Source organism: Gilvimarinus chinensis DSM 19667 (assembly GCF_000377745.1).
Lineage (GTDB): Bacteria > Pseudomonadota > Gammaproteobacteria > Pseudomonadales > Cellvibrionaceae > Gilvimarinus > Gilvimarinus chinensis.
In genome coordinates, this window is record NZ_KB898707.1 from 426,273 (window position 1) to 441,751 (window position 15,479).

The following is a 15,479-nucleotide window of genomic DNA, read 5'->3' on the forward strand; positions in this document are numbered from 1 at the left end:
TTGGCCAGAATACCATAGCTTGTGGCCGAAATGGCCATGACTGTTCACGGGCTCGCGCTCTACACTTTGTTGCTAGAATTTTAGTCATTTTGCCTGGAGTATGAATATGTCCCGTTTGCCTGTGATTGTTGGGTTTGGTGGTTTTAACGCGGCTGGTCGTAGCTCCGGGCATCACGCGTTTCGACGCATGGTTATCGAATCTTTGCCTACCGCTGAGCGTCAGGAAACCCTGGCAGGCCTGGGTGTCATGATGGGTTTGCTGCGTTGTGAGGCCGGTGTGTGGACTGATGTCGACGGTGATGCATTAACCTTAGACGATATTGAGTCGCGCTTTGGTCAGCAGATTTTAAACGGCAGTCTGATTCGTCGAATTGATCCGGCTTTTTTTGATGTTGACGCCGCCGCTTGGCAAAAAAGCGCGACTATTGAAGGCGAGGGTGGCGTTCAAACGTTTACGTTGCATTCTCGAGAGTTGCCCGAGCCTGTACCAGCTAACTGGCAGGTGACCGAGCTGGAAGGGCGTAAAGTTAAAGTAGAGATTAGCGGTGCGGTGGATGTGAAGTTTGACAGCTATCGTGATATTCCCGTTAAGTCTGCTGGTCAACTGCCTCAGGGCTTCGACCCATCGACTCTTTATAACGCCCGGTTTCACCCACGCGCGCTGCAGTTATCGGTAATTGCAGCATCCGATGCGGTGCGATCCGTGGGAATTGATTGGGCCACTATTGCCGCCAGCGTAAAGCCCGATCAGGTGGGGGTTTACGCCAGCAACGTTATGAGCCAGCTGGATGAAAACGGCTTTGGTGGTTTGTTGCAGGCCCGCTTACGCGGCTCCCGTGTTACGACCAAGCAGTGCCCGTTGGGCCTAAACAGCATGCCGGCAGACTTTGTTAACGCCTATATTCTCGGCAGTGTAGGCCATACGGCGGCGAATGCCGGTGCTTGTGCATCTTTCTTGTATAACCTGCGCTCGGCGCTTGAGGATATTGCCAGTGGGCGCTGCCGGGTGGCGGTCGTGGGTAATGCTGAGGCGCCCATTACTCAAGAGATTATCGATGGCTATGCCACGATGGGAGCCTTAGGTGTTGAGGAAAAGCTGAAGAAAATTGATAACAGTGAGACCACTGACCCGCGCCGCTCTAGTCGCCCATTTGGGGAGAACTGTGGCTTTACTATCGCTGAGTCCGCGCAATATGTTGTGCTGATGGATGACGCCTTGGCGCTGGAATTAGGCGCTGATATTCACGGCGCGGTAAACGATGTGTTTATCAATGCCGACGGCTTTAAAAAATCCATTTCTGCCCCTGGACCTGGCAACCACATCACCTTTGCCAAAGCGGTGGCGTCAGCACGTGCAATTCTGGGTGATGAGGCTATTCGCAAGCGCTCAATGGTGCACGCTCACGGCTCCAGCACACCGCAAAATCGGGTGACCGAATCGCAAATTTTTGATCAGATTGCCGAATATTTTGGTATTGAGCACTGGCCGGTCGCGGCGATTAAGTCTTACGTGGGGCACTCATTATCACCCGCCAGTGCCGATCAGCTGATTGCCAGTTTGGGGAGCTTTAAATATGGTTTGGTGCCCGGCATCAAAACCATTGATAAAGTGGCCGACGATGTCCACGCGGACCGCTTGAACATTCCCGTGGCTGACTTTAAGCCTGATGCGCCCATTGATATCGCGTTCTTGAACTCCAAAGGCTTTGGTGGCAACAATGCCACCGCCAGCGTGCTGTCGCCACGCGTGGTTAACGAGATGCTGGCCAAGCGCTATGGAGGTGATGCCTTTGCCGCTTACGAAAAACGCCGGGAAGCCACCCGCCTGAAGGCGGCGCAATACGACAAGGAGGCGCTCGGCGGCAACTTTGGCACCATTTATCAGTTTGGTGAAGGCCTGATTGACGAGAGCCAAATCGAGCTGGCCGACGGCAAGTTAACGTTGCCTGGCTACGCCCATCCGATTGATTTGGATATGCCCAATCGCTTTGCCGATATGGTCTAAATCTTATCGGTGATTGCGGGCTCGCGCCGTCGCGGGCCTGCCTGCACAAAACTCGCGCAATAATGCTATACAAAGCCCAATCTTTCCCTTAGAATACGGCGCCTTTCGCGACCGGACTGGGTTCGTCGCTTAAAACAGTTAATCGCGGTCAGGCTAAGCCTGATCACACAACCACAGGAAAGTATTCATGGTAACTATTCGTCTGTCACGTGGCGGTTCTAAAAAGCGTCCTTTCTACCACCTGACTGTAACCGACAGCCGCAGTGCGCGTAACGGTCGCTTCATTGAGCGCGTTGGTTTTTTCAACCCTATCGCTCGTGGCCAGGAAGAGAAGCTGCGTGTTGACCAAGAGCGCATCAACTACTGGGTGGGCCAAGGTGCTCAGCTGAGCGAGCGCGTTGCCAAGCTGGTTAAAGAAGCCGCTTAAGTCACGGCCTGGTTGTGGCAGGTTCATCCAATCTGGTTGATGTTGGCCGAATTAGCGCCGTTTTTGGTGTTAAAGGCTGGCTGAAAATTCAGTCTTTTACCGAACCTGCTGAAAACCTGTTTGAATATCATCCCTGGTGGTTAAAAACCGCTCATGGGGTGAAGGCAGTAGAAATAGACGCTGCCCGTCCTCACGGTAAAGGCTTTGTGGCCCACCTGAAGGATGTCGATGACCGCGATCTGGCGGCTACATATACCGGTATTACCATTGCGGTCGAGCGCGACCAGCTACCCGATCTGGAAGGGGATGAGTACTACTGGTATCAGCTGCAGGGGTTGCAGGTTATCAGCGAGTTTGAAGGCAAGTCTTATCCACTGGGTAAGGTGAGCAAGCTGCTGGAAACCGGCGCTAATGATGTGCTGGTGGTCAATGCGACCGCTGACAGCATTGATGAGCGCGAACGGCTGGTGCCTTACGTGCCAGAACAGTACGTGCTAAACGTGGATCTCGATGCCGGTGTGATCACCGTTGACTGGGATCCGCAGTTTTAAAAACGCCTGATCGGCCCGGAGGCTGCGTGAACACCGATACAGATGGCTTTCAGCCACTGAAAATTGCGGTGATAACCCTGTTTCCTGAAATGATACAGGCGGTGCGCGATAGTGGAATCACTGCGCGGGCGGTTAAAGAGGGGCGGGTTGATATCCGCTGCTGGAACCCCCGGGATTTCACGCAGGACAAGCATCGCACCGTGGATGATCGCCCCTACGGCGGTGGCCCCGGCATGCTGATGAAAGTCCAGCCGCTGGCCGACGCTGTCGATACCGCCAAACGGTGGGCGACAGACGCCAGAGTTATTTACCTGTCGCCTCAGGGGCGGGTGTTTAATCAGGCGGCAGCCAGTGAGCTTGCGCAAAACGGTAATCTGATTTTGATTGCCGGTCGCTACGAGGGTATAGACGAGCGTCTGATTGCCCGAGTGGTGGATGAAGAGTGGTCGATTGGCGACTATGTGTTATCCGGTGGTGAGCTGCCGGCCATGGTGCTGATGGATGCGGTTATCAGGCTGTTGCCTGGCGCCCTTGGCGATGCTCAGTCCGCGGTGGAAGACTCTTTTACTGACGGCCTGTTGGACCATCCACACTATACCCGCCCAGAGTCATTGGATGGGGCGGAGGTGCCCGAGGTATTGTTATCCGGGGACCACGAAAGAATTCGGCGTTGGCGCTTACAACAAGCGCTGGGGCGAACCTGGCTGAGACGGCCAGATTTATTGCAACACAAAGACTTAACCGAGGAGCAGCAAGCGCTGCTGACGGACTTTCGTCGGGACCTTAATGACTAACTCTAGCTGTGAAGCTACAGACTCTCAGGAGAAACGAGATGACCAACAAAATCATTCAAGAGCTCGAAAACGAACAGCTCAAAAAAGAAGTTCCGGAATTTGCCCCCGGTGACACCGTTGTGGTTCAGGTTAAAGTAACTGAAGGCAACCGGGAGCGTTTGCAGGCCTACGAAGGCGTGGTAATTGCCAAGCGTAACCGTGGCCTGAACTCTGCTTTCACCGTGCGCAAAATTTCTCACGGTGTTGGTGTTGAGCGTACTTTCCAAACTCACAGCCGACAGGTTGACAGCATCGCTGTTAAGCGTCGTGGTGATGTGCGTCAGGCCAAGCTGTACTACTTGCGCGACCTGACTGGTAAAGCCGCTCGTATTAAAGAAAAGCTGTCTTAAGTTTTACCGCTTAAGTCAGAAAAAGCCGGGGCAGGAAACTGCCCCGGCTTTTTTATGCTGGAAACAATGCGCTGGGAAAACCTGTTGCAAGGAAAACTGCTGTCCGCATAATGCCAGTACGAGACAGCTCGTAGATCAGTGACGAGTAGGCCCATGACGTTGCAAGCAGACACACAAACCATTCACCAGTACTTAGACAGCCTGTGGCTGGAAAAAGGCTTGTCGGCAAATACTCGCGAGAGCTACTCCCGCGATTTAACGGCATTTGCATCGTGGCTGCACGCCGACTCTGGGGTGGCGATCATGGCTGCCAGCCAAGAGCAGGTGATGGCGTTTCTTGCCTGGCGTCACAGCCGACATTATTCCAGCCGCTCTACGGCAAGATTGCTCTCCTGTTTGCGGGGGTTTTATCGCTACCAGATCCGCGAAGGCCGATTGCAAATAGACCCATTAGCGCATATCGATAATCCCAAATTGCCCCGTGCACTGCCTAAACTTTTAACCGAGGCGGATGTCGAAGGGCTGCTTCGCGCGCCCGATGTCACTGACAGTGTTGGCTTACGCGATAAGGCCATGCTGGAGCTTTTATACGCCTGCGGTTTGCGAGTAACAGAATTGGTGAGCTTGACCATGCCTATGTTGAATTTGCGTCAGGGGGTGGTGCGAGTGTTAGGTAAGGGCAGTAAAGAGCGTCTGGTACCACTGGGTGAAGAGGCTGTGTACTGGCTGGAGCGCTACATGCGCGAGGCACGTGGCGCTTTGCTTGGTGTTCTTACCTCGGAAGTATTGTTCCCCAGTACCCGAGGCACGCAGATGACCCGCCAGACCTTTTGGCATCGCATAAAGCACTGGGCAAAGCTGGCAGGCATTGAAAAGCCGTTGTCACCCCATACCTTGCGCCATGCGTTCGCGACGCATCTGCTGAATCACGGCGCCGATTTACGGGTGGTGCAGCTGCTGCTGGGGCACAGCGATTTGTCCACCACGCAAATCTATACTCATGTGGCCCAGGCGCGCATGAAAAGCTTGCATGAAGTACATCACCCAAGAGGCTGATAGTTGTGTGCTAAACTGCCAGCCGATTAGCTAATGCCCGTATTAACAGAGAAATTCTTATGATGGTAAATGCAGTTCGTATCAGCTTGGCGGCACTGGCCTTTACGGCTTGCGCGGCTTTGGCTCAAGACAATAGCGCGCAGACCGAATCGGCGGCTTCGCAAACCCCAGAGCAAACAATCAAAGCTCAGTTGGATAAAATCACCGGTGGTGCGCCTCTAGGCCCAGTTCGTCCTTCAGTGATAGACGGGCTTTACAGCGTCCAAGTTATTGGCGGGCCAAGCTTGATGGTCACTGCGGACGGTCAGCACGCGATTATGGGCGATGCCTACGAAGTGACGGCTGAGGGGTTGGTGCCGGTACAAGATCCCTACTTAATTAACTCGCGCAAAGAGTTTGTTAGCAGTCTGGAAGAAAACGATACCATTAATTTTACACCTAGCGATGGCACTAAGCACGTGGCCTACGTGTTCACCGATGTAGATTGCGGTTACTGTCGGCGCCTGCACAGTCAAATGCACGAGTACCGTGAGCGTGGTGAGAAAATGCCTGGTTACAATGACTTGGGTATCGAGATCCGCTATCTGGCCTACCCACGCGCTGGGGCAAACAGTCCATCGGCGGCGAAACTGGAAAGCGCCTGGTGTGCCGCTGAGCCGGCCAAGGCTCTGGATAAGCTGAAAAATCTCGAAGAGATTGCGCCTGCCAGCTGCGATGCCCCCATTGAGCAGCAATTTCTTAAAGGCGGTGAGCTAGGTGTTACGGGTACCCCCAGTATTTTACTGCCCGACGGCCGCCTATTTGTCGGTTACCTGCCGCCAGAGAAGCTGCTGCAAAGTATCGAACAGGGCGAATAACCCCCTTCTTCCGGCAACACACGCCGACATCAATTGACAGCAACCTTAGCTCTGAGTAAGGTTGCCGTCTTTTGTTTTTCCGTCTCCCCATTAAGAGGATTTCATGTTGAAACCGGTCAGAATAGGTATCTGCGGTCTGGGCACCGTAGGCAGTGGCACCGTCAATGTACTCGCGCGCAATCAGCGCGTCATTAACGCCCGCGCCGGTTGCGATATTATTGTGGAGCAAATTGGTGCTCGCCGGGATAATCCACAGGTCGACATGGCCTCGCTTAACGTTACCCGCGATATTTTCGAGGTGGCGCGCAATCCTAATGTTGATGTCGTGGTTGAGCTGATTGGTGGTATTTCGGTTGCCCGCGATCTGATTCTCGAAGCCATTGCCAATGGCAAGCACATTGTTACCGCCAACAAAGCGCTGATTGCCGAGCACGGCAATGAAATTTTTGCCGCCGCCGACGCGAAGGGTGTGACAGTGGCCTTTGAGGCAGCCGTTGCCGGTGGTATTCCCATTATTAAATCCATTCGTGAGGGACTGTCGGCCAATCGCATTGAGTGGTTGGCGGGCATTATTAACGGCACCGGCAACTTTATCTTGACCGAAATGCGCGATAAAGGCCGCGATTTCGCCGAAGTTCTTACCGAAGCGCAAGAGCTTGGCTACGCCGAGGCAGACCCTACGTTCGACGTGGAGGGTATTGATGCCGCCCATAAGCTGGTAATTCTGGCCTCTATGAGCTTTGGTATTCCGCTGCAGTTCGATAAGGTGTTTACCGAGGGTATCAGCAAAATTGAGCCGGTAGATGTTGCCTACGCGGATGAGCTGGGCTATCGCATTAAGCATTTGGGGATCGCCCGTCGCGTTGCCGATGGCATTGAGCTGCGGGTTCACCCAACACTTATTCCAGAGCGCCGTCAGCTGGCGAACGTTGACGGTGTTATGAACGCCATTATGGTTAAGGGCGATGCGGTTGGACCGACCATGTACTATGGTGCGGGGGCAGGCGCTGAGCCGACGGCCTCTTCGGTGATTGCCGATATCGTTGATGTGGCGCGTACCCTGACGGCCGATCCTGAACACCGGGTTCCCTATTTGGGCTTTCAGCAAAGCAGCCTGAGCGATCGCAATATATTGCCGATTGATGAAGTCGAGACCGCCTACTATTTGCGTATGTCGGCCCTGGATAAGCCGGGCGTGCTGTCTCAGGTGGCGACCATTCTTAGTGATTCAGGCATCAGTATTGAAGCCTTGATTCAAAAAGAAGCGGACGAAGACGAAGAGATTGTGCCGCTGATTCTGCTGACCAACCGGGCGGTTGAGAAACACTTGGCTACCGCCATCAGCAAAATTGAAGCGCTCAGCTCAATTACCGGGCCCATTACCCGTATTCGCTTAGAGCCTTTAAAATAAGGCAAACAAATAACGGGCAATTGCCCTCAAGTGGACTGAATTCAGGTTACCGACGTGAAATACATCAGCACCCGCGGCCAAGCGCCGTCACTGTCGTTTGAAGAAGTAGTACTCACAGGTCTCGCCTCTGATGGCGGCTTGTATGTACCCGAAAAACTGCCCGAGTTTTCCCGCGAAGAAATCGCGAGCTGGGCCGGTTTGTCTTATCAAGAGCTGGCGTTCAAAGTGATGGCGCCTTTCGTTGACGGTGAAATTCCCGACGATGATTTACGCGGTTTGATCGATAAAGCCTATCAGAGCTTTCGCCACCAGGGCATTGCGCCTTTGGTGCAAACGGGTCACAACGAGTGGATTTTAGAGCTGTTTCAAGGGCCCACGCTGGCGTTTAAAGATTTTGCGCTGCAATTTCTGGGGCATTTGCTCGACTATATTTTGAAAAAGCGTGACCAGAAGGTTGTGGTAATGGGGGCAACCTCGGGCGATACCGGTTCGGCCGCCATTGAAGGCTGCCGTCGCTGTGAGAATATCGATATCTTTATTCTCCATCCGCACAACCGCGTGTCTAACGTACAACGCCGCCAGATGACCACAGTGCTTGAAGACAATGTGCACAACATCGCGCTGGATGGAAACTTCGACGATTGCCAGAACATGGTAAAAGCCAGCTTTGCCGATCAGTCCTTCCTGCCCGAAGGCCGACAGTTGGTGGCGGTGAACTCGATTAACTGGGCGCGCATCATGGCGCAAATCGTCTATTACTTTTACGCCTCGTTGGCGCTGGGTGGTCCGCACCGTCCTGTATCTTTTTCAGTGCCTACCGGTAACTTCGGTGATATTTTTGCCGGTTATCTGGCCAAGCGCATGGGCTTACCTATCGATCAGCTGGTCATTGCCACCAACAGCAATGATATTTTGCACCGCGCGATCAGCAACAACGACCACAGTAAACAAGAGTTGCAACACACTCTGTCGCCCAGTATGGATATTATGGTGTCCAGTAACTTTGAGCGTATGTTGTTTGATCTGTACGATCGCGACGGAGCGGCCATTGCCAAATTAATGGAAGACTTTAAATCCGGTGCCATGCATCTGGACGACAAAGCCCTTGCACAGGCCCGCTCGTTATTTGCCAGCCATAAGGTTGATGATGATCGTATGCTGGAGGTTATTCGCGAGGTGTTTGAAAACACCGAATACCTGCTCGATCCGCACACGGCTATCGGTGTTGATGCCGCTCGCGCTACCCGTAAAAATCAGGATGTACCTATGGTCTGCCTGGCTACGGCGCATCCGGCAAAATTCCCTGAAGCGGTGCAAAAAGCCGGGCAAGAGGAAGATCCTAAGCTGCCGCATCACATGGCCGATTTATTCGACCGTGAAGAGCGCTACGAAGTGCTGCCCAACGATGCCACAACTGTGCATGAATTTATGCGCAGCCATTTGGCGTGCTAACTCAGAGTTAACCGCTTAAGCAAAAACAAAAAAGACGAGACTCGCATTGCGGCTCTCGTCTTTTTTGTTTGTTGTACCTTGCCCGTGCCTTCACGATATATAATCTTTACATGCAAAAAATCATTAAACGCCGTCCCGCTCCGCCATCTTTATTATCCGAGCCTGGTCTTGCACCCTTACTGGATCGCATCTATTCCAGTCGCGGTGTGGGGCATGCTGAGGAATTAGAATTAACCTTACAGCGCTTGTTGCGCCCGGAATTAAAAGGTTTGCCAGAGGCCGCTGAAATTCTCGCCGATGCGGTGGTGGCCGGTGCGCGTATTTTAATTGTGGGCGACTTTGATGCCGACGGTGCTACCAGTTCGGCACTGGGGGTACTGGCACTGCGTGCTATGGGCGCGCAGTATGTGGACTTTCTGGTGCCTAACCGTTTCGAATACGGCTACGGCCTTACGCCAGAAATCGTTGCGGTTGCCGCAGAACAAGCGCCCGATATTATCGTTACGGTCGATAATGGAATTTCCAGTATCGACGGGGTGCAGGCCGCGAATGATTTAGGCATTGCCGTTGTCGTTACCGATCACCACTTGCCGGGCCAGGCGCTACCTGCGGCCGATGCCATCGTTAACCCCAATCAGCCCGGCTGCTCTTTTAGCAGTAAAAATCTTGCCGGTGTCGGGGTGATTTTTTACGTCATGAATGCGTTAAAAAAGCAGCTTAGCGACATGGGGTGGTTTGCCGAGGCGGGAATTCCCGCGCCGAATATGGCGAACTTTTTAGATCTGGTGGCCCTAGGCACGGTCGCCGATGTAGTGCCGCTGGATGCAAATAACCGTATTCTTGTGGAGCAGGGCTTGCGCCGTATTCGCGCGGGCGTGGCGCGCCCGGGTATTCTGGCATTGCTTGAGGTGGCCGGACGTGGTCGCGAGCGTTTAGTGGCCACTGATTTGGGTTTTGCCATAGGCCCGCGCTTGAATGCCGCCGGCAGATTGGATGATATGAGCGTCGGCATACGCTGTTTGCTTAGCGATGATGTTGAATCAGCGCGCGAGCTGGCGGCCGAGCTGGACAGTTTTAATCGTGATCGCAAAGCGATTGAAAGCGGTATGCAGCGCGAAGCCATGGCCATGTTGGATAAACTCAGTGTCGACGATGGACAGGACTTGCCCTGGGGGCTGTGCTTGTATGACGCCACCTGGCATCAGGGTGTTATTGGTATTCTCGCCTCGCGGGTTAAAGATAAATTTCACCGCCCGGTGATTGTGTTTGCCGATGCCGACGATAACACCATCAAGGGGTCGGCGCGCTCTATCCCCGGGTTGCATATTCGCGACGCGTTGGATGCGGTTGCAGCCCGCCATCCTCACCTTTTGCAAAAATTTGGCGGTCACGCCATGGCGGCGGGTATGAGCATTGCCCGTGAAGATTACCCGGCGTTTGCTCAAGCGTTTGATGAGGAAGTAAAACGCCAGCTTAGCCCCGATGATTTGCAGGCAGTGCTTATGAGCGACGGCGAACTGGCCGCAAACGAGTTTGAGTTAGAGCTGGCGCGCCAGTTGCGAAACGCAGGCCCCTGGGGGCAGCATTTTCCCGAGCCGCTATTTGATGGCGAGTTTTACCTGGTGCAGCAGCGCATTGTGGGGGATAAGCATCTAAAGCTGGTGTTGGCTCAAGATGCGCAAAAGCAGCAGCTGTTGGACGCCATTGCTTTTAACGTAGATTTGTCTGTGTGGCCAGATGAAGGCATAGAGCGGATACGCGCCGCATTCAAACTGGATGTGAATGAGTTTCGCGGCCGCGAGTCTCTGCAGCTAATGCTGGATTATCTGGAGCCTGTTTAGCTGGCGTCATCCTCACCCAGTAACGGTTCGAGGTAGGGCCATACATTGTCCAGAATCATGGGCTGGGCCTCTTCGGTGGGATGAATGCTGTCGTTGCGCATCAGTTCGCGATTGAGCGCGACACCGTCGAGCATAAAGGGCACTAACGTCACTTGGTATTCTTGGGCAAGCTCTGGGTAAATATCGCTGAACATCTGTGTATAGCGCGCGCCATAGTTGGGGGGGATTTGCATGCCCAGCAGTAATACCTGTGCGTTGGCGTTTAGCGATGCATCGATCATGGCGCTCAGGTTATCACGCGTAATATTCACCGGTTGGCCGCGCAAGCCGTCATTACCGCCCAGCTCAAGAATTACAATGCTTGGCTTGTGGGTCTTGAGCAGTTTGTCCAATCTGGCGGCGCCGCCGGTGGTCGTTTCTCCGCTGACGCTGGCATTAATAACGGCGTGCGAGAATTTGTGAGATTCAAGCTTTTCCTGCAGCAGTTGCACCCAGCCACTGTTTAAATCGATACCGTAGCCTGCGCTTAAACTGTCGCCCATCACCAGAATGGGTTGCGGATGATTGGCCCAGCTATTGGCAGAAAATAACAGCAGTAAGCATCCGTTTACCAAAATTAAACGTCTAAACCAATCGAGCATAGTAGAATCCTGCAATAACAAATCTTAAGTGCGCCGTTCAGGGAGACCTTATGGCTTATATGATTCAAGCCGAGCAGTTGGGCAAAACCGTTACCACCGCGAGTGGTGATCTTACCATCCTCCAGGATATTAATCTGCGCGTAGAGAAGGGCGAAAGCCTGGCCATTACCGGCGCTTCTGGCTCGGGTAAATCAACCTTGCTGGGACTGCTCGCGGGGCTGGATGTTCCCAGCCAGGGCCGCGTATTGCTGGCCGGTGAAAACCTCGGCGAGTTAGACGAAGAGGGCCGTGCCCGCGTACGGGCCGAGCGAGTTGGCTTTGTGTTTCAATCGTTTCAACTGCTGCCTGGATTAACCGCGCTGGAGAACGTCATGCTGCCGATGGAGCTGGGCGGGCAAAAAAATGCCGAGGCCCGGGCAAAAGAATATCTTGCCAAAGTGGGGCTAGAGGCGCGCGTCCATCACTATCCGCCACAGTTATCCGGCGGTGAGCAGCAGCGCGTCGCCATTGCCCGGGCGTTTGCCTGCGAGCCTGAAATCCTTTTTGCCGATGAACCCACGGGTAACCTCGACAGCGCTACCGGTAACACTATTAACGATTTACTGTTTGGGTTGAACGCCGAGGCGGGTACCACCTTGGTGCTCATCACTCATGAAGAGCGTTTGGCGAATCGCTGCGCTCGCCAGGTTCAGTTGGCCGCCGGAGAATTGTTAATCAGTGGCGCGGCCGCTGAGCTCTAGGAGGCATTATGCTGGCATTGCGATTACTTTGGCGTAATTGGCGCAGCGGTGAGGTAAAACTGCTGGCCATTGCCCTGGCTCTGGCAGTGACGGTGGTCAGTGCCATTGCGCTGTTTACCGATCGGCTGGAATCCACTTTGCTGGAACAAAGCAACTCACTGCTTGGCGCCGACCGGCTGATTACCAGTAACCAGCGTCATCAACCCGAATGGCAGGCCGAGGCAGATAGCCGGAACATTGATACCAGTCAGGTGGCTCACTTTGCGTCAATGGTGTTTGCTGGTGACGAGATGCACCTGGCGTCCATTAAAGCGGTTGCGCCGCGCTATCCGTTGCGTGGTTACATTGATCTGAGCGAACAGCCCTTTGCCACCTCTGGCCCCAGTGTTGAGCGCGCAACGGGTATACCGCCTGTGGGTGAAGTGTGGGTGGACTCGCGCCTGTTGCCATTGCTGCATATCTCACTGGGAGACAGCTTGCAGATTGGTGAGCACAGCTTAACCGCCAGTAAAGTGATCGTCAGTGAGCCCGACGGCAGTGGTCCGTTCAGTGTGATGGGCGCGCGCATTATGATGAACTGGGCGGACCTTGCCAAAACCCAAGTTATTCAGCCCGGCAGTCGGGTGGAGTATCAGTGGCTGTTGGCCTCCTCGCCCGAAACCTTAACCGATTTTATTACCTGGCTTGAACCGCGTTTAACAGAGCACGAAGAAATTGTCGGTATTGAAAACGCCCAAAGGCGTTTGCAGGGCACACTGAAAACCGGCCGACGCTTTCTGGTGTTGGCCGCAGTAATGGGCGTATTGCTGGCAGGAGTTGCCGTGGCCTTGGCCGCACGGCAGTTTGCGTCGCGCCATGTGAATCAGGTGGCGTTACTCAAAAGTCTCGGTGTGCAGGCGGCGCGCATTCGGTTTTTGTATTTGGCTCAGCTCGTCAGTTTGTCGTTATTAGCCGCGTTTGTCGGGTTGTTGATTGGCTTTGCCGTGCAAGAGTTGATCGCTGTGGCGGTGCATCGGCTGTATCAAATTGAAATGGCTCCGGCGCGCCTACAAACGTTCGTATTAAGCCTGTTAAGTGGTCCGGTAGCCTTGGTGGGTTTCGCTTTGCCCAGCCTTTGGTTTTTGCCAACGGTCGCCCCGATAAAAGTGTTACGTCAAGACATGCCAATCAACACTGGCGCTGCGGTGTGGCAAATCGCCATGGCTTGCGCAGTCTTGATTTTGTTGGTGGTGGTGTTTGGCCGCGATTTGGTTTTAGGTGCAACGGTACTGGTGGCTTTGTTGGTGGTGGCGGCCCTTGCCGCATTGCTGGCGTTTGGTTTGTTGTCTCTGGGTAAAAAGGCCGGCAGTCAGGCCGGAAGCCGTTGGCGTTTGGCCATTGCCAGCATTCAGCGCCGTCGCTCAGCCAGCGTATTACAAGTGGTTGTTTTTGCTACGGCCGTTATGCTGTTGCTAACGCTGACGATTGTGCGTACCTCGTTGATTGAAGAGTGGCAGGTAAAAGTCCCGGAGGACGCACCCAATCACTTTGTGTTGAATGTTGCCCCGGCGCAGGTAGAACCTTTTAAACAGTTGTTGGATAGCAACCAGCTCGGGGTCGAGCAACTTTACCCCATGGTGCGAGGCAGGCTGACTCATATCAATGGCGAGTTGAAACCCGAAGACACGTTAAACCGAGAGGCTTCCCTTACCTGGTCCGACACCTTAGCCGCAGATAACGAAGTGGTTGCCGGGCTTTGGTGGGATGAGTGGCCCGCGAGCGCCACCGGCCTTGCGGGTGTGTCGGTTGAGGTAGAAGTGGCCGGGCGGCTCGGTATTGAGCTGGGCGATACACTGACTTTTTCAATTGGTGGTTTGCAGGCGCAAGCCGAAGTGGCCAGCTTTAGAACCCTGGAGTGGGAGTCTTTACAGCCGAATTTCTATTTTATTTTCCAACCGGGCGCGCTGGATGACTACTCGCCCATGTATATGACCAGCGTGTATTTACCGCCTGAGCAGAAAAGTTTTATCAACACGCTGTTAAGCCGCTATCCCACGATTGTGGTGATTGAACTGGACCGCATCATCAATCAAATACGCACGATTGTTTCGCAGGTAAGCGACGGGGTAGGGTTGGTGTTGTTGATGGTGCTGTTGGGTGGTTGCTTGGTGCTGGTTGCATCTGTGAATGGCAGTATTAATGAGCGCAAACAAGAGGCTGGTTTACTGCGTGCCTTAGGCGCCAGTCGCAGCCTGATTACCGGAGGTGTTTGGACGGAGTTTGCCATTTTAGGCTTTGCTGCCGGGATTATTGCCACCATTGCGGCTGAGGCTTTGATTATCGGCTTGCAAATCGCCGTATTTGAAGTGCCGGTACAACCTCACTTTGTTTATTGGCTGGCCACGCCAGTTGTCACCTCCCTCTTCGTTGCCGCCATAGGCGCATTCAGCTGCCGCCACGCGGTTAATACCCCACCGGCGGTTGTACTGCGCGAAGCGGCTTAACCTTTCTTGCTCACTTCTTGGTTTGTCAAGCCCTAAATAGGGCTTGGCTTCAGTGGCTGTAATTCTTTGTAATGTCTCTTTCAGGGTGGTTATGGGAGCCTAACCTGACTGACTCACTGTTATTGAATATTTTAAATCGCAATGAACGCAGTGGGGGGACATTAAACCTATTAAGGAGAGAGTTATGGTGGAGCCATTTGTTGGTGAGATTAGTATGTTTGGCGGTAATTTTGAGCCGCGCGGTTGGGCTTTTTGCAATGGCCGATTGTTAGCTATTTCGGAACATAGTGCGCTGTTCTCGATATTGGGAACCATCTACGGTGGTGATGGTAGAACTTCTTTTGCATTGCCAGATTTGCGTGGTCGCGCACCTGTTGGTATGGGGCAAGGGAACGGATTACAGTATATCAAACAAGGTCAATTGGCCGGGACAGAGAGTGTTCAAATCACTCAAAGCGAGCTTCCCTCTCACCAGCTTAGTGCCACACAGCTGAAAGCTACAGTCGCTATTCCAGCTACAACATCCTCAGAGAATGTCTCCGCCGAGCCAGGCAATAGCAAAATTATGGGGCCAATTGCGGCTGCTGGGCGGGCTGGTACGCTTTACAGCGAAAACTCGACGGATGTGACCTTAAAACCATTTGAGGCTCCTGTGACCGGAGATATCCCGTCGGGCGGTGGCGGCCAGCCGTTACCCATTCGCAACCCCCTTCAAGGTATCAATTTTATTATCGCACTGGAAGGAATTTATCCTTCGCGAAGTTAACAGCGTATTGTCGAAAGTTGCACTGGGCGTGAAGTTAGCGCTCATTGCTAGCTTGGCTTGACGGTA

The 15,479-nt window shown here is 53.6% G+C and carries 14 protein-coding genes; 13 read left to right on the forward strand and 1 reads right to left on the reverse strand.

Annotated features, from left to right (window positions below; all coding sequences use genetic code 11):
• Nucleotides 1–106: 106 nt before the first annotated feature.
• The 10 genes from D568_RS0107950 to recJ all read left to right on the forward strand — a co-directional run bounded on the left by D568_RS0107950 (nucleotide 107) and on the right by recJ (nucleotide 10,783).
• On the forward strand, nucleotides 107–2,005 hold the full coding sequence (locus D568_RS0107950) for a beta-ketoacyl synthase N-terminal-like domain-containing protein (protein WP_020209061.1): 1,899 nt from the start codon (nucleotides 107–109) through the stop codon (nucleotides 2,003–2,005).
• 187 nt (nucleotides 2,006–2,192) lie between these two features.
• The gene (rpsP, locus tag D568_RS0107955) at nucleotides 2,193–2,432 is read left to right on the forward strand and encodes a 30S ribosomal protein S16 (protein WP_020209062.1); all 240 of its coding nucleotides are present in this window, start codon (nucleotides 2,193–2,195) and stop codon (nucleotides 2,430–2,432) included.
• Nucleotides 2,433–2,446: 14 nt separating this feature from the next.
• Nucleotides 2,447–2,983: a ribosome maturation factor RimM gene (rimM, locus tag D568_RS0107960; RefSeq protein ID WP_020209063.1), complete on the forward strand. Its 537-nt coding sequence runs from the start codon at nucleotides 2,447–2,449 to the stop codon at nucleotides 2,981–2,983.
• A 26-nt stretch (nucleotides 2,984–3,009) separates the two neighbouring features.
• Nucleotides 3,010–3,777: a tRNA (guanosine(37)-N1)-methyltransferase TrmD gene (gene trmD / locus D568_RS0107965; RefSeq protein ID WP_020209064.1), complete on the forward strand. Its 768-nt coding sequence runs from the start codon at nucleotides 3,010–3,012 to the stop codon at nucleotides 3,775–3,777.
• Between the two features lie 38 nt (nucleotides 3,778–3,815).
• Nucleotides 3,816–4,166 carry a 50S ribosomal protein L19 gene (gene rplS / locus D568_RS0107970; protein ID WP_020209065.1) on the forward strand — a complete coding sequence of 117 codons (351 nt, stop codon included), beginning with the start codon at nucleotides 3,816–3,818 and terminating at the stop codon, nucleotides 4,164–4,166.
• A gap of 153 nt (nucleotides 4,167–4,319) precedes the next feature.
• Complete coding sequence (xerD, locus tag D568_RS0107975; protein ID WP_020209066.1) at nucleotides 4,320–5,222, forward strand: site-specific tyrosine recombinase XerD; 903 nt, start codon at nucleotides 4,320–4,322, stop codon at nucleotides 5,220–5,222.
• A 59-nt stretch (nucleotides 5,223–5,281) separates the two neighbouring features.
• A complete protein-coding gene (locus tag D568_RS0107980) occupies nucleotides 5,282–6,079 on the forward strand; it encodes a thioredoxin fold domain-containing protein (protein WP_020209067.1) in 798 nt (265 codons plus the stop codon).
• Between the two features lie 103 nt (nucleotides 6,080–6,182).
• On the forward strand, nucleotides 6,183–7,490 hold the full coding sequence (locus D568_RS0107985; protein ID WP_020209068.1) for a homoserine dehydrogenase: 1,308 nt from the start codon (nucleotides 6,183–6,185) through the stop codon (nucleotides 7,488–7,490).
• Nucleotides 7,491–7,544: 54 nt separating this feature from the next.
• Entirely contained in the window at nucleotides 7,545–8,942 is a 1,398-nt protein-coding gene (gene thrC, locus D568_RS0107990) for a threonine synthase (protein WP_020209069.1), read from the forward strand.
• A 110-nt stretch (nucleotides 8,943–9,052) separates the two neighbouring features.
• Nucleotides 9,053–10,783, forward strand: a complete 1,731-nt coding sequence (gene recJ / locus D568_RS0107995; RefSeq protein WP_020209070.1) for a single-stranded-DNA-specific exonuclease RecJ — start codon at nucleotides 9,053–9,055, stop codon at nucleotides 10,781–10,783.
• On the opposite strand, the gene D568_RS0108000 is transcribed toward recJ, so the two are convergent.
• Nucleotides 10,780–11,424 carry an arylesterase gene (locus tag D568_RS0108000; RefSeq protein WP_020209071.1) on the reverse strand — a complete coding sequence of 215 codons (645 nt, stop codon included), beginning with the start codon at nucleotides 11,422–11,424 and terminating at the stop codon, nucleotides 10,780–10,782. The genes recJ and D568_RS0108000 overlap by 4 nt on opposite strands.
• A 50-nt stretch (nucleotides 11,425–11,474) precedes the next feature.
• Between D568_RS0108000 and D568_RS0108005 the strand changes: the two genes are divergently transcribed.
• The 3 genes from D568_RS0108005 to D568_RS0108015 all read left to right on the forward strand — a co-directional run bounded on the left by D568_RS0108005 (nucleotide 11,475) and on the right by D568_RS0108015 (nucleotide 15,413).
• The gene (locus D568_RS0108005; protein WP_020209072.1) at nucleotides 11,475–12,164 is read left to right on the forward strand and encodes an ABC transporter ATP-binding protein; all 690 of its coding nucleotides are present in this window, start codon (nucleotides 11,475–11,477) and stop codon (nucleotides 12,162–12,164) included.
• Nucleotides 12,165–12,172: 8 nt separating this feature from the next.
• A complete protein-coding gene (locus D568_RS0108010) occupies nucleotides 12,173–14,647 on the forward strand; it encodes an ABC transporter permease (RefSeq protein WP_020209073.1) in 2,475 nt (824 codons plus the stop codon).
• A gap of 184 nt (nucleotides 14,648–14,831) precedes the next feature.
• Nucleotides 14,832–15,413, forward strand: a complete 582-nt coding sequence (locus tag D568_RS0108015) for a phage tail protein (protein ID WP_020209074.1) — start codon at nucleotides 14,832–14,834, stop codon at nucleotides 15,411–15,413.
• The last annotated feature ends 66 nt before the right edge of the window (nucleotides 15,414–15,479 follow it).

Coding starts and splice junctions, on each gene's coding strand:
- D568_RS0108005 (WP_020209072.1), top strand. CDS start 11,475: ATGGCTTATATGATTCAAGCCGAGCAGTTGGGCAAAACCGTTACCACC.
- D568_RS0108000 (WP_020209071.1), bottom strand. CDS start 11,424: ATGCTCGATTGGTTTAGACGTTTAATTTTGGTAAACGGATGCTTACTG.
- D568_RS0107950 (WP_020209061.1), top strand. CDS start 107: ATGTCCCGTTTGCCTGTGATTGTTGGGTTTGGTGGTTTTAACGCGGCT.
- rpsP (WP_020209062.1), top strand. CDS start 2,193: ATGGTAACTATTCGTCTGTCACGTGGCGGTTCTAAAAAGCGTCCTTTC.
- D568_RS0108015 (WP_020209074.1), top strand. CDS start 14,832: ATGGTGGAGCCATTTGTTGGTGAGATTAGTATGTTTGGCGGTAATTTT.
- D568_RS0107980 (WP_020209067.1), top strand. CDS start 5,282: ATGATGGTAAATGCAGTTCGTATCAGCTTGGCGGCACTGGCCTTTACG.
- D568_RS0107985 (WP_020209068.1), top strand. CDS start 6,183: ATGTTGAAACCGGTCAGAATAGGTATCTGCGGTCTGGGCACCGTAGGC.
- xerD (WP_020209066.1), top strand. CDS start 4,320: ATGACGTTGCAAGCAGACACACAAACCATTCACCAGTACTTAGACAGC.
- D568_RS0108010 (WP_020209073.1), top strand. CDS start 12,173: ATGCTGGCATTGCGATTACTTTGGCGTAATTGGCGCAGCGGTGAGGTA.
- recJ (WP_020209070.1), top strand. CDS start 9,053: ATGCAAAAAATCATTAAACGCCGTCCCGCTCCGCCATCTTTATTATCC.
- rplS (WP_020209065.1), top strand. CDS start 3,816: ATGACCAACAAAATCATTCAAGAGCTCGAAAACGAACAGCTCAAAAAA.